Genomic DNA, 14,383 nt, shown 5'->3' on the forward strand with positions numbered 1-14,383 from the left:
TTTCATGGCGCAGAGCATCGATATTCAGGGCGGCGGACTGTTTCAGATCGCCGAGCCCGAGGCCCCGAGCAAGCGCAGGCGCAAGCCTGGCAAGGCGATCGGGATCGACCTCGGCACCACCCACAGCCTGGTTGCGATCGCGCCCAACGGCGCCGAGCCGCGGGTGCTCGCCGACGCCGAGGGCGAGGTGCTGCTGCACTCGGTGGTTTCATATGCCGGGAGTGGGGCCGGGAGTGGGGCCGGGAGTGGGGCAACCACCGGGCAGCCGGTCGTCGGTCGCGCTGCGCGGGCGCTCGCGGTCGAGCACCCCGAGCAGGTGCTGTCCAGCGTCAAGCGCTTCATGGGCCGCGCGCCCAAAGACATCGACTTCTCGCACCCGTACCGACTCGCCGACGACGCGCAGGTGGTGCGCCTCGACATCGCCGAGCCGGGCCAGCCGCCGCGCTACGTCAGCCCGGTCGAGGTCTCGGCGCGGATCCTCGAGGTCCTGCGCGATCGGGCCGAGCACGAGCTCGACGACGACGTCGCGGGCGCCGTGATCACGGTCCCGGCCTACTTCGACGAGGCCCAGCGACAGGCGACCAAGGACGCCGGGCGGATCGCGGGGCTCGAGGTGTTTCGTCTGCTCGCCGAGCCAACCGCGGCCGCGCTCGCCTACGGGCTCGATCGCCAGGGTCGCGGCGAGCACGGCGAGGGTCTGTTCGCGGTCTACGACCTCGGCGGCGGGACCTTCGACATCTCGATCTTGCGGCTGCGCGAGGGCGTGTTTCAGGTCCTCGCGACCGGCGGCGACTCGGCCCTGGGCGGCGACGACTTCGACCGCGCGCTGGCCGGCCACCTGCTCGGCCTCGCCCAGATCGACGCACCCAGCCCGGCCCAGCAGCAGGAGCTGATGCAGGCCGCGCGCGCCGCCAAAGAGGCGCTCAGCGAGGCCGAGGTCACCACCGTGACGCTCGAGCGCTGCGGGCTCGGGCCCACGCAGGTCAGCCGGGCGCAGCTCGACGCGCTGATCCTCCCGCTGGTCAAGCGCACGATCAAAGCCAGCAAGGCCGCGCTCACCGACGCCAGCCTCGCCAAGACCGAGCTCGACGGCGTGGTTTTGGTCGGCGGCTCCACGCGGGTGCCCCTGGTTCGCGCGCTCGTGCAAAAGGCGTTCGGCCGCGAGCCGCTCGCCGACATCGACCCCGACAAGGTCGTGGCCTACGGCGCCGCGATCCAGGCCGACATCCTGTCGGGCAGCGAGCGCGAGGGCGTGACCCTGCTCGACGTCGTGCCGCTGAGCCTCGGGCTCGAGACCATGGGCGGGATCGTGGAGAAGATCATCCCGCGCAACGCGACGATCCCGATCTCGGCCCGCCAGGTGTTCACGAATTACTCGGAGAAGCAGACCGGCATGACCGTGCACGTGGTCCAAGGTGAGCGCGAGCTCGCCGACCACTGCCGCAGCCTGGCCCGGTTCGAGCTGCGCGGGATCCCGCGGCTGCCGCCGTCGATGGCCCGGGTCGAGATCACCTTCGAGCTCGACGCCGACGCGCTGCTGACGGTCACGGCCCGCGAGCTGATGACCGGCGTCAAGCAGTCGATCGAGGTCAAGCCAACTTATGGGCTGTCGGCCGATGAGGTCGACGAGCTGGTGATGGACAGCCTCGACCACGCCCGCGAGGACTTCGCCGCCCGCAACCTGGCCGAGGCCCGGGTCGAGATGGGCCGGGTCATGCTCGCGCTGCGCACCGCGATCGACGAGGTCGGCGCGATCGAGGGCATGCTCGATCCGACCGAGCGCGAGCAGATTCTAGCGGCGCTGGTCGAGTGCGAGGGCGTGATGCAAGAAGCCGATCACGCCGACCCGATCAACGAGGCCCGCGAGCAGCTCGAGAAGCGGTCCGAGCCGTTCGCGCGGCGCCGAATGGAGCGCGCGCTGCGGTCCGGGATGGCCGGCAAGAGCCTGGCCGAGATCGAGTCGGCGCTGGCCGAAGAGGACGCGCTCGACGAGCGTCGTGGCGCACACGCGGCCGAAGTCATCGATCCGCAGTAGGAACAAGCAAGATGCCCAAAGTCACCTATCGAGGCGGCCCTGATCAAGAGCGAACCATCGAGGCCGAGTCCGGCGTGAGCCTGCTCGAGATCGCCGAGCACAACGACGTCAAGATGGGCTCGGCCTGCGGGGGCGTGTGCGCCTGCTCGTCGTGCCACTGCTACGTGGTCGAGGGCGAGGACTCGCTCGACGAGGCCAGCGACGCCGAGGAGGACCGACTCGACATGGCGTTCGAGGTCCGGCCGAACTCGCGGCTGGGCTGCCAGGTCAAGCTCGGCGACGAGGACCTCGTCGTCGAGCTGTCGCAGGAGTCCATCGAGGTGTGGTTCAACGAGCACCCCGAGCATCGGCCCAAAGCCGGCTGAGTCGCGGCTGTTTTCAGCTCGGGTCAGGCTTCTGACTGTTTTCAGCTCGGGTCAGGCTTCTGACCCGCTTGCGGGCGCCATTCGTGGACTGGTTCAGGCGTGGGCAGCGGGCTGTTTTCAGCTCGGGGCAGTGACGGGGTCAGAACGGCGTGAGGATCTCGAGGAATTTGATGTCGATCCCGCTGAAGTAGTCGCACATGGCGATGCTGTGGCAGCTCCCCTTGAACCAGACGCCAGAGCAGCTGATGACGTTGGCGGACCCGCAGATGTCCTCGCAGACCTCGTAGTCGGGGGTGCATGAGGTGCCCCACTGCTGCAGCCGTCCGACCGCCCGGTTGTTGACCTGGGCGATCGACAGCTCGGCCTTCATGTCGGTCCACGCGCCGCAGGCGTAGGCGTGCGCTTGATTGGTGGTGAGCGCCGAGCACAGATCCCCGTAGGCGTCGCAGTCGAACGGTGTCGACAGCGCGTCGGCGACGGCGGGCATGTCGGGGTCGAGCGCGTAGTAGTCGACGATGTCCGCGACGTCTGAGGACGTCAGGCCACACAGGCCGGCCGACATCGCCGGGGTCGGGGCCTGCTCCTGCGCCAGGGGGACGACCGTGCTCGAGGGTTGCTGCGCCGCTGCGGTCCGCTCGACCGGGACGGGTCCGAGCAGGGCGAAGGCGGTGGCAGCGAGGGCAAGTGAGATGATGATGGTGCGGTTCATGGTGGCTCCTGCTGTCCCGTTGGCGCCCGCGCGGCCGTGGATGACGCGGCGCCTGGTTTTTTGGGAAGGAGCGAGACCGCGCGGGAGGTCACCCGGGTCCGCGGCCGAGCGCGGCGCGTAGCACTGGCTGCTCGACCGTGTCGACGTGGCCGGCGATCACGGCCTCGCACACCCGGGCGAGGCCGTTGCCCTCGAGCACGGCGCGGCTCAGCCAGCCGCTCGCGGAGGCCGAGCCAACGTCGACGAAGGTGCCGATGTCGGCGAGCCCACGACACTCGCGGATCGCCTCCTCGCTGAGGGGCACGTGAACGCAGACCGAGGGACGTCGCGCGGTCCCGGCCAGCAGGCGCGCGGTCTGTGGGTCGACAGCGATCGCCGGCGCGTCCCACAGCTCGATCTCGCGGACCACCAAGCCAGCGTCGCTGAGCAAGATCGCGGGCCGCTCGCGGCTGGCCGCCTCGGTCGCCGCGAGCGCGTAGTCGAGGCCCTGCTCGACCGCGGCCTTGGCCGCCCGGATCGTCGTGACCGAGCCCTCGAACTCCATGATCCCGTAGGTGATCGGCTTGAACAGCTCGAGGGCCATGCTCCATGGCACCCGACAGCGCCCGGGCTCGAGCTGCGGATCGGCGACCACGACCGCGACGCCGCTGTAGTCCACGCAGCGCTGCGGGAGCGTGGCGAGCCGCTGCTCGAGCGTGGCTGCGATCGAGTGCAGCACGTGATCTTCAGCTTTGACCGGCTTGCTCGTCCGCTCATTGTCGAACAGCTGTCCGACCGCCGTCTGCAGCATGGCCGACTCGTTGCGCAGGATGATCGCTGGAGCGTTGAGCTCGACCAGCCGACGCGTGCGATTGTTGCGGTTGATGACGCGGCGGTAGAGATCGTTGAGATCCGCGGTCGCAAACCGGCCGCCACCGAGCGGGACGATCGGGCGCAGATCCGGGGGCAGCACCGGGATCAGCTCGAGCACGAACTGGATCGGAGCCATGCCGCGCTCGCGCAGACGGGTGGCGAGGGTCCGGCGGTCGGGATCGTCGCTGCGGCTGAGCTCGTCGAGGTCGATCGCTGCGAGCGCGCTGCGAACCGCGACCGCGTTGGTCTGCGCCGACGCGGCGTCGACGTCGATCGGTTGGACGCCTGTGCTCGTGTCGCCGCCAAGGTCGAGCCCGAGGCTCCCCGCGAGCACGTTGTTCAGCTGCGCGAGCGAGAGTGACAGCAGCAGCGCGACCTCGGCCAGGAACAAGGGGTGGACCACGGGGACCGCGAGCGTGATGTGAGCCGCTCGCTCGCGCCGAGCCCTGGACGCGATGACCTCGACGCCGCAGTGCTCACACACGACCCCGCGGTGCTTCATCCGCGCATACTTGCCGCAGGCGCACGCGTAGTCGCTGACGGGGCCAAAGATGCGCTGACAGAACAGACCGTCGGTCGCCGGCTTGGTGGTCCGATAGTCGATGGTCTCGGGCTTCGTGACCTCGCCGTGGGAGCGCTCGCGCAGCTCGTCTGGGTTGAGCAGCCGCGCTTCGATCTGCGCGGCGGACAGGCGCACCTCGATCCCCAGGGCCGCGAGCTCGCGCACGATCACGTCGACGCTCGTGGATGTCTCGCTGGGTACGTCGCCGTCTCGCCAGCTCGCGGGCTTGGGCCGCTCGAACAACGAGAAGATGTCGGCGGGCTCGGTCGGCTCAGCTGTCGTCTGAGCTCGCGGTGCGGCGGGGAGCTCGGGGCTCTGACGCTTGACCAGCGCTTCGTAGGCGCGGGTCCGGCCGCCGACGCTGTCGGACTTGATCGTGAACAGCTCCCACGCCGTCCACGGGGCTCGCTCGGCCAGCGCGGCGGCCTGGCGCGGACTCACGAGCTGGCCACCAAACTGCTCGCGCCCGCTCGGCGGGGTCTGGGTGACGGTGGCGTAGGGGCCGATCGAGCGGGCGTGGATCAGATCCTGGGCCATCGACTGCTTGGCCACGCGGATCGAGCCGCCGCCGCCAGCCCACGCGACCCCGCCGCCGTCGAGTGAGGTGATGCGCGCGACCACGGCGTGGGCGACCCGGCTTGCGCCGCCCTCGATGATCAGACCGTCGCCGACGACCAGCGGTCGGTCCCAGCTGACCACGACCTGGGCCACGGCGATCTCGCCTTCACCGGGCTCGTTCAGCCTCGCCTCGCGCACGCGGCCATGACAACCGGGGGGACAGCGCAGCGAGGTGTCGCGCAGCTCGCCCGCCTTCTCGCCGAAGATCGCCCGCAGCAGCTTCTCCTCGGGGCTGGGGAGGCCCTCGCCCGTCGGGCTGACCTTGCCGACCAGCAGGCTGCCGGGTCGAACCCGCGCGCCCACGCGCACCAGCCCGCGCTCGTCGAGATCCGCGAGCGAGTCCTCGCTGACGTTGGGGATCTCGCGGGTCAGCTGCTCGGCTCCGGCCGCGGTGGTCACCGCCGCGATCTCGAACGCGCGCGCGTGCGTGCTCGCCAGCTCGCGCGCGACGGCGTCGTCGACCACGATGAAGCTCGTGGGCAGGTCATCGCTCGGGTGCTCTGACCAGGCTTGGATCCACGCCGTGATCGGCTCGTTCGGCTCGTTCGGCTCGTTCGGCTCGTCCGGCTCGGCATCGCGCATGCCGAAGATCTACCTCAGGTCGCCGCGACTTGTCGCCGCTCGCCCTTCATCAACCACCCGATCAGCGGCGTTGCGACGAAGGTGCTGACCAGCGCCATGATCACCAGCATCGTGAACATGTCGCGCGGGACCACGCCCATGTCGTAGCCGATGTTGATCACGATCAGCTCCATCAGCGCGCGGGTGTTCATGCACACCCCAATTGTCAGGGCGTCGCGGCTCGACTCGCCGACGGCCCTGGCCGCCAAGAACGCGCCGCCAAACTTCGAGCCGAACGCGACGACGATGACGAGGCCGCAGACCGCCAGCCCCCACCAGCCATCGAGCGCGCCGATGTCGGTGCGCAGCCCGGTGTAGGCGAAGAACACGGGCAGCAGCAGCATCATGACCAGCGGGGAGACCCGCTGGTTCCACAGCGCGACGAACCGGCGATCATCGTGGAGCGCCAGGCCGATCAAGAAGCCGCCAATGATCGCAAACACGCCGAGGTAGCTGGTCAGCGAGGCCGAGCACAGCAGCACGATCAGCACGACGGCGATCGTCGGCAGCCCGAGCCCGCCGCGCCTGGCGATGTCCCTGGCCAACCACTGCTTGAGCAGCGGCCGGACCACGAAGAACACCGCGATGACGTAGACGCCGATCAGGCCGATCCGCTGAGCCGCCCAGACGAAGCTGAATTGCTCGGCGACGATCAGGCTGACCGAGCCGAGCAGCAGCCACCCGACCACGTCGTCGATCGCCGCCGAGCCGATCACCAGCGCGGCGGTGCGGGTGTGCGACAGGCCGAGCTCCATGAAGATCCGGCCGAGGATCGGGATCGCGGTGATCGACATCGAGACCGCGAAGAACAGGCGAAACCCGAGCAGCGGCGGTCGTGGGGCCGCGAGCTGCTCGTGAAACCACGGCGCGGACAGGTAGCCGCACACGAACGGCAAGACCAGGCCGGCGAGGCTGACGGCCACGACCGAGGCCTTGCGCTGACCAAGCTGCTCGCTGAATTCGAACTCCATGCCGATCTGGAACATCAGCAAGATCAGCCCGATCTGCGCGAGCCCAACGAAGATCGTCGAGGTCGAGGGGTGAAACAGCTCGGTCGAGATCTCCGGAAACACCAGCCCGAGCGCCGAGGGCCCGAGCAGCAGGCCGGCCAAGATCTCACCGGAGACGTCGGTCTGGCCGAGCCGTCGGACCACGACCGTGACCACTCGGGTGGCGACCAGGATCACGAGCAGCTGCACGAGCAGGCGCAAGACCAGCTCTTCTGTCTCCGATCCGACCGCGGTCGACGCGTTGGCGAGCACCAGCATGGCGGCGGATGCTGGCTGGCGATCCGGCGGCTCGCAAGATCGAGATCGAGCCATTCGCTCGTTGGGGAGTCCGCGCGAGCGCGGCGATCACGGTGTCTCGACCGGCCGCGGGCGCCACGGGACCGCGCCAAAGCTGTGGGTCCAGTACACGCCGACCCCGCCGACGGCGGCGTCGCCAAAGTAGGTCTCGAGCGACCAGCGTCGCGCGAAGTCGTACTCGACCCCGACCTCGGCGGTGTTCTCGTCGTCCGGCGCGTTGTGGTGATAGGTGGTCTCGACAAAGACCTTGGGGGTGACGCGCTTGCCGACGCTGAGGATCGGCTGATCGATGCTGTCGCCGAATCCGATGTTCGCGCGATCGATCCCGAGGTAGCGGTCGAGCTGCTGCTGCAGCTTGGGGTTGCTGACGGCGGCGAGCAGCGACGCGGCCTTGGCCTGGACCTCGCCCTCGCCCTGGCCGAGCTCGGTCGAGCCGGTGACCAACAAGGTGAGGATCTGATACTCGCTCAGGGCCGGACTCGAGCTGAACCGCAGCTCTGGCGCGCTGGTGCGGCCGCGGATCGTGACGGTGACGTCGGCCTCGGTGGTGCTGGTCTCGGCGATGATGTCCAAGAAGGGATCGAGCGAGCCGTCGGTGGGTAGGTTGACGAGCCCGCGGCGAATGTCGAAGCGGTGACCCAGGAGCTCGAGCCGACCGCGGCGGGCCTCGAGCTGGCCGTCGATCTCCAGGCCAGTGTCGCGGGTGATGCCCAGCGATCCGGCCCACGCCATGTCGACCGCTGAGCCGGTGATCTGGAGAGGGTCGCGGAGCTCGAGGCGAAGCTCGAGCGCCGGGCCGACGCTGGCCACGGTCGCGGCGCTGGCTGCAGCGTCGGGGGTAGGCTGAGCTTCGGGCCCGGTCACGAACACGACCTGATCGGCGCTGGGGATCGACTTGGGCGCGTCGCGGGTGACCCCGGCGACTTTGATCTCGGTGTGGGCGAGCGCGACCGAGACCCGGGTCGCGGCGGCGGCGAGCTCGACGTCGATCTCGACGTCGCTGTCGAGCGTCATCGCCGGGAGCCCGGGGCGGACGATCGGGACCTCGCGGATCTCGACCTCGAGGTTGGCCTCGGCCCTGGTGCTGGCGGCGTCGAAGCTGGCCTGACCGCTGCCGCTGATCTGACCCCGCCCGGCGCCGATCCGGAGCGTGCGCAGCTCGACGCGCTGGTGGTCGAAGTCGACCTCGACGTCGATGTCGTGGAGCCGCTCGCGCAGCGGGATCACGGTGATGGAGGCGCCCTGGACCGCCAGCGCGCCGCTGAGCTCCGGCGCAGCCAGGACCCCCCGGCCCGTGAGCTCGGCGCTCAGGGTCCCGCGCGGATCGTGGAGCGAGGGGCCCGAGAACGGGGCAAACAGCTCGAGCGCGAGCCTGGGCGCGGCGACGTCGAGCGTGAACGGAACCTCGCGGATCACCTGGTCGCCGCTCAGCAGCGCGGCGACGTCGGCGTCGAGACCAGCCGCGAGCGTCAAGCTGGCGTCGACGGTGGACCCAGCGCTGGGACTCGAAATCGGGCTGACGACCAGGGTCAGGCCCTGGTGGCGCTGGTCGAGCGCGAGCGCGCCGTGGATCGCGAGCGGGACACCGTCGTCGGCTTGGGCGCGACCGTCGAGGTTGGCCGCGAGCTCGAACGCCGAGATGGTGCCGCGGCCGTCCACGTCGAAGCTCAGCGCGGTCTCGAATTCGAAGTCCGAGACCGCGCGGCCGAGCAGGGCCGCGACCAGCTCGGCGTCGAGCCCTCGGCCGCGCGCGCTCAGGCGATGGTCGCCGTCGCGATCCCAACCCAGGCGGGCCTGCTCGAGATCGGTGAGGTCGACGATCAGCGGGACCTGGACCTCGGCGGCGATCAGCTGCGCGCCGCGGCGGACCAGGTCGGTCTCGACGGTGGCGCGCTCGTGATTGACGTGGGCGTAGACAGTGAGGTCACCGACGCGCTCGGCCTCGAGCTGCAGGTCCGCCAGCCGGGCCGCGACCTCGAGCTTGGGATCGGCGAGGCTGCCCCGCAGCTGGACGTCGAGATCCGCGCGTCCCGTCAGCGGCAGCGGACCCAGGTGGGGCTCGAGCCCGGCGAGCTCGACCGCGTGCACGTGGACCTCGGCGTCGATCGAGGCGTCGGCACCGAGCTCGAAGGTGAGATCTGGATCGAGGGTGAGAAGGACCGGCAGGGCGACCCGGGCGTCGAGGCGTCGCGCCAGGGGCCCGGCGAGCGCGAGGGTGCCCGTCGCCTCGTCGGCGCGAAGCTCCACGCCGACGCTCGCGTCGCCGAGCGGCAGGTCGCGGTGGGTGAGGTCGTCGACGTCGACCCGGGCGCTCAGCCACGGCGCGGTCGCAGGCGTGTCTGCAGGCCCGGTCGCTGGACCGCGGGCGTGGACGGACGCCGACACGCGGCCGCCGAGCTCGGCCTTGGCGAGGGCTGTGGCGAGCGCGGGCAGCTTGGGGCCAAGGGTCCGGTCGAGCGCGTCGAGGTCGAGCTCGACCAGCGAGAGCGCGACGACATGCTCGGCGGCGCGGTCCCACCTGAGGCTGGGTCGGGTCAGGTTGGCCTTCATCGGGATCTCGGCGTCGAGCGTGACCTGGGCCAGGGTCAGGTCGGCGTCGAGATCGACGTGCAGCCCGGCGGCGCCGAGCGTGGCCGCGAGCGCGACCGTCCCCACTGGTGTCCGATCAATAGCGAGCTCGCGGGCGCTGGCGCGCAGCTCGACCTGCGGCCGTGTGCTGGTGCCCGCGAGCGTGAGCTCGAGGTCGAGCTGGCCCTCTGGGATCAGCCGAGGATCGCCAGGGGGCGCGCTGGCGCCCGGTTGAGTCTGCCGCCACCAGCTCGGGGTCGCTGGCAGCAGGCCGCCGAGCTCGACCAGCTCGAGCTCGCGGACGACGAAGCGAGCGTCCAGCTTGCGCCCGGGTTGCAGGCCGATCTGCTCGCCAACCCGGACGGGGACGCGAGCGTCGAGCTCGACGAGCTTGGCCAGCGGACCGGCGACGCGCGCCCACACGACCAGCTCGCCCGGCGACCTGCACGGCTCCACGCTGGCGGACGCGAGCCGGATCGGCGGGGGGCGACCGGCCGGGCCGCACAAGCTGGTCGCGAGCTCGACCTCGCCGATCGCGTGATCCCCCACCTCGAGCGCGTCGGCGCGGAGCCAGGCTGAGCCCGAGGGTTGATCGAGGCGCCCGCGGATCGTGGCGTCGAGGTCGATCCGACCCCGCAAGCGCGGACCCGGGATCACCGCGTCGACCCGCTCGAGATCGATCGCGCGCAGCTCGACGTGCAGATCGCTGGGCTGGTCCGCGAGTCCCACATGGCCATCGACGGCGAGCTGTCCGCCGACGGCGTGGGCCCGGAGCTCACGCAGGGTAATTCGCTCGGGGCCGATCGTGATCCGGGCAGGGTGGGCGAGCAGAAACTGAGCAGGCGTCGCGCCGCGCGAGCTGACCAGATCCAGCACCCGCAGGTCGATCAGCTTGTCCGGCCCCGCGAGCGTGAGATCGGCGTCGATCTCGAACTGCTCCTGCATGCCGTGTCCGTGCCCCGCAACCGAGATCTGCGCGGAGGTGCCCGCGACCGAGAGCTCAGCTTGGTCGAGTCCGAACTGGGGGTGGCGCAGGCCGTCGAGCTCGAGCCGCGCGGCAAACTCGATCGGCTCGGCGAGCGGGCTCAGCTCGCCGTTCAGCGAGGCGTGGGCGAGCTGGGTGTCGAACCCGGCCACGTGGTCGAGCGCGAGCGAGATCGGGCAGCGCGCGCTGGTGAGGTCCTCGCCCGGCTGGCTCGCGCAGCTGCCCGTCAGCGTGAGCGAGCCGCCGACGCTGGCGAGTCGAGCGTCGTCGACGTAGGGCGCGAGGACCTCGAGTGGACCGCCGAGATCTTCGATGATGACCGACCAGCTCGCGTCGATCGCCCGGGTGTCCGAGCTGGCGGCCGCGGCCTCGACCGCGAGCGCAGGCCCGCGCAGCTCGAGCCACGCCGCGCCGCGCAGGGGCGAGAGGCTGGTCGCGGATCCACCCGCGTCGAGCTCGAGCGCGGCTCCGCTGTGGCGATCCTTTGCGCGAAGCTCGACGGTCGCCTCGAGCTCGCCCGCGCCGTCTCGCTCGAGGCCAAGCGCGAGCGCCAGCGTCACCGGACCCTGCTCGGCGTGCAGCTGCCCGGCCGCCAGCTGAGCGTCGAGGTGGACATCCACCCGCTGCGCGTCGGCAGCTGGGTTGGAGGTCGTCGCGACCAGCTCGAGCGTGGTCTCGCCCAGCTCGGCGTTCATGGTCAGCTCGGCCCGCCCGGCCGGATCGCCCGCGCCCTCGAGCACGCGGGCGCGGACCCGCACGACGGCCGGGTCGAGCGCCCGGAGCTGCTCGAGGCCCAGCCGCTCGGCGAGGGACTCGATCTCACCATCGACCTGCAGCGCGACGTCAGCGACCCACGCGTCGACGTCCACCTCGCCCGGCTCGACCGCCCGCACCCGCCCCAGCGTGGTCTGGATCTCGAGCCGCTCGAGGGTCACGGTCGGCTCGGCCCAGGCCAGCGCGAGCGTGAGCGACTCGATCCCCAGCTGCTGCTGCGGCAGCTCGGTGCCACGCAGCTCGAGCTCGGCCCGAGCGCTGCGCCCGATGCCCGTGAGCCCCAGGGTCAACGCCTCGTTGCTCACCAGCAGCTGGTCGGCGAGATAGATCCGGGCACCCTCGAGCTCGACGCCCGCGCGGATCCGCAGCGGCAGCTCGGGGCCGAGTCCCTCGCTCGGCGCCGCCTCACCCTCGCTGGGGGCCGCGAGCGCGCTCCAGTCGCGATCGACCCAGACCTCGAGCTCGCGCACGTGAACCCGCTCGAGCCCGGCTTCGATTCGCACCAGGCTCGCCATGTCGAGATCGACGAGCACCGAGCTGGCCCGGATCAGCGCGCGCCCGTCGGCGTCGCGCAGCTCGAAGCCCTGCAGCTCGAGGCCCGCCCCCAGGCTCCCGCGCATGCCCTGCCACTCGACCTCGCCTGGGACCCCCGCGTCCCACCGCTCGAGCGCCACGCGAGCGACCCGCTGGGACGCCGCGGGGACCCACGCGACCACCAAGACCGCGAACACCAGCGCGGTGATCAGACCCACGACGGCGCCAGCCAGCCACCGCCACCAGCGGCGCTTGGGCTTGGGCTTTTGCTTGGTTGGCACGTCGGGTGCCGACGCGGTCGTGTCAGCCTCGCTCAAAAGCTCTCTCCCAGCCCGAAGTGCAGGGCCCAGATCGGCTCGCCGGCGGACAGCGGCGTGTCGTTGAGGCGGACCCCCACGTCGAGCCGGAATTTGCCGATCGGCGTGTCGTAGCGCAGCCCCCCGCCCGCGCTGTAGTTCCACTCGGCCGGGGCGAAGCTGGCGATGCCGGCCTGCACGTCGCCACCATCGACGAACCCGGCGACCCACAGCTGCTTCCACGTCCGAACCCGCAGCTCGACGTTGGCGAGCACGGACGTGTTGCCGCCGATCGGGATCGAGGTGCAGCTGCCGTCGCGGTAGCTCTGGCCGGGCTCGCAGTCGTCGACCCGGGGCGCGAGCCGCCGCAAGCCCCACCCGCGCACGCTGTCGGTGCCGCCCAGGTACTGGCGCAGATCGATCGGCGCGCCGGGCTGATTCCCAAACGGAAAGATCAGCCCGACCCGGGCCCGCGCCGCCAGCTGCAAGCGCTCGATCGGTCGCCAGTACAGGCGCACGAACGGGGTCAGCTCCTGGTAGTCGTACTGGCCGCCAAACGGCCCGCCCGCGACGCGGTAGTCGACGCCCAGCACGGCCCCCTGGTTGGGCGCCGCGATCTGATCGACGGCGAACACGGTGGCGCCCAGGCCGACCGAGCTGATCACATAGGGGTCGCGAAAATCGAGGCTCAAGAAGGTGTCTTGGGTCTGCAGGGTCGGCGAGATCGAGAAAAAATTGACGTAGCGCAGGGTGTGGTTGAGCCGCAGCTGCAGCCAGCGCGTAAAGAATCGAGACAGCCCAAACCGGTGCTGGGACGACCAGTACTGGTAGCCCTGCTCGATGCCGAGCTCGAGCTTGGGCTCGAGCGTCCACACCAGGTGCTTCTCGAGCAGGCCCTTCTTCTCGGTGTGCAGATCGAGCTCGGCGAACGGGCCGTGGGCCTGCGGCCGGATCAGGTTGGGCAGCTCGGCGTACCCGGCCCGGGCGGTCAAGCGCAGCCGGTACAGCGCATGAAACAAATTCTCGTGGCTGTAGCGGGCGCTGACCCGCTGGTCCCAGCGGTTGGGCTCGAACCCAAGGCCGACCCCGACGCGGATCCGCTGCGGGTCGCTCTCTTTGACGGCGACGTGGAGGTCGAGGGTCCCGGTCTGATCGGCGTCGAGCTCGACGTCGGCGAGGTCGCTTGGGTGTCGGTCGATCGTCACGGTCGAGAACACCCCGAGCGCGTAGATTCGCTGCTCGATCTGCTCGACCAGGGCCGGTGAGTAGGGCTTGCCGATCGTGCGCTCGAGCTCGACCCGGACCGGTCGCTCAGGCACCGTCTCCAGCCCGGTGATCTCGATCGCCCCGATCCGCATGAACGGGCCGGGGCGAACGTCGAACGCCACCCGGGCCGTGAGCGCCTCGGGGTCGACCCGGGCCTGGTGCTCGACGGTCGCGTAGGGGTACCCAGCCCGGCGCAGGCGCTCGCGCACCGCGGCCGCCGAGCTGGTCATCGCCGGGACCTCGAAGCGATCGTTCACCTCGATCGAGACCAGCTCGGCGATGTCGGTGGGCTCGACCGAGGGCGCGCGCGCGAACGCGGCGCTTCGCTCGGCCTGCGAGGGACCGACCGGCGGACCCCCGGGCCAGCGCAGCTCGACCGCCTCGACCCGGGTCACCGGCCCCTCGTCGATCACGTAGGTCAGATCGACCTTGTCTCGGCGCTTGCCCGAGCGCTCGATCCGCTCGACGCGGACGTCGACGACCTTGGCCGCGAAGTGACCATAGGCGTGGTAGAGCGCGACGATCTGCTCGCTGTCGATCGGGATCAGGCCCTCGTAAAACCAGTAGCGGCGGGGCGGCAGGCGCTGCTGGGGGCGGAGCTCGAGGTACTCGTGCAGCTCGGCGTCGTCGAACCGCTCGACGCCCTCGAACTCGACCTTGCGGATCACATACTCCGCGCCACGCAGCTCGGCCGTGGTCGGGCCGTGCTTGCAGCCGCCGAGCCCCACGGCCATGGCGGACATGCTGAACACACCAAGTAGGACGAGCCGAAGCCCGCTCCACGCGAACGCCCGCGTCCACGCGCCGCGATCGTGCGCTGGCGCGTGCACACCCGGGATCACGAGCGCAGCATAGAGCGGGTCTGCTGCACGCGTCCACGCTTCCCGACTG

7 protein-coding genes are annotated in these 14,383 nt (G+C 70.8%); 2 read left to right on the plus strand and 5 right to left on the minus strand.

What is annotated here, in order from left to right; all coding sequences use genetic code 11:
- Positions 1 to 4 precede the first annotated feature (4 nt).
- A complete protein-coding gene (hscA, locus tag ENSA7_RS00905) occupies positions 5 to 2,035 on the plus strand; it encodes a Fe-S protein assembly chaperone HscA (protein WP_106087287.1) in 2,031 nt (676 codons plus the stop codon).
- A gap of 11 nt (positions 2,036 to 2,046) precedes the next feature.
- A complete protein-coding gene (locus ENSA7_RS00910) occupies positions 2,047 to 2,400 on the plus strand; it encodes a 2Fe-2S iron-sulfur cluster-binding protein (RefSeq protein WP_106087288.1) in 354 nt (117 codons plus the stop codon).
- 139 nt (positions 2,401 to 2,539) lie between these two features.
- On the opposite strand, the gene ENSA7_RS00915 is transcribed toward ENSA7_RS00910, so the two are convergent.
- The 5 genes from ENSA7_RS00915 to ENSA7_RS00935 all read right to left on the minus strand — a co-directional run bounded on the left by ENSA7_RS00915 (position 2,540) and on the right by ENSA7_RS00935 (position 14,334).
- Positions 2,540 to 3,109: a hypothetical protein gene (locus ENSA7_RS00915; RefSeq protein ID WP_106087289.1), complete on the minus strand. Its 570-nt coding sequence runs from the start codon at positions 3,107 to 3,109 to the stop codon at positions 2,540 to 2,542.
- 88 nt (positions 3,110 to 3,197) lie between these two features.
- Positions 3,198 to 5,723 carry a hypothetical protein gene (locus ENSA7_RS46280; RefSeq protein WP_106087290.1) on the minus strand — a complete coding sequence of 842 codons (2,526 nt, stop codon included), beginning with the start codon at positions 5,721 to 5,723 and terminating at the stop codon, positions 3,198 to 3,200.
- Between the two features lie 14 nt (positions 5,724 to 5,737).
- Complete coding sequence (locus tag ENSA7_RS00925; protein ID WP_181232868.1) at positions 5,738 to 7,030, minus strand: cation:proton antiporter; 1,293 nt, start codon at positions 7,028 to 7,030, stop codon at positions 5,738 to 5,740.
- Positions 7,031 to 7,117: 87 nt separating this feature from the next.
- Positions 7,118 to 12,247: a translocation/assembly module TamB domain-containing protein gene (locus ENSA7_RS00930; protein ID WP_106087292.1), complete on the minus strand. Its 5,130-nt coding sequence runs from the start codon at positions 12,245 to 12,247 to the stop codon at positions 7,118 to 7,120.
- A complete protein-coding gene (locus tag ENSA7_RS00935; RefSeq protein WP_146157179.1) occupies positions 12,244 to 14,334 on the minus strand; it encodes a BamA/OMP85 family outer membrane protein in 2,091 nt (696 codons plus the stop codon). Before ENSA7_RS00935 ends, ENSA7_RS00930 begins: the two co-directional genes overlap by 4 nt.
- Positions 14,335 to 14,383 lie beyond the last annotated feature (49 nt).

This window comes from Enhygromyxa salina, from assembly GCF_002994635.1.
GTDB lineage: Bacteria > Myxococcota_A > Polyangia > Nannocystales > Nannocystaceae > Plesiocystis > Plesiocystis salina_B.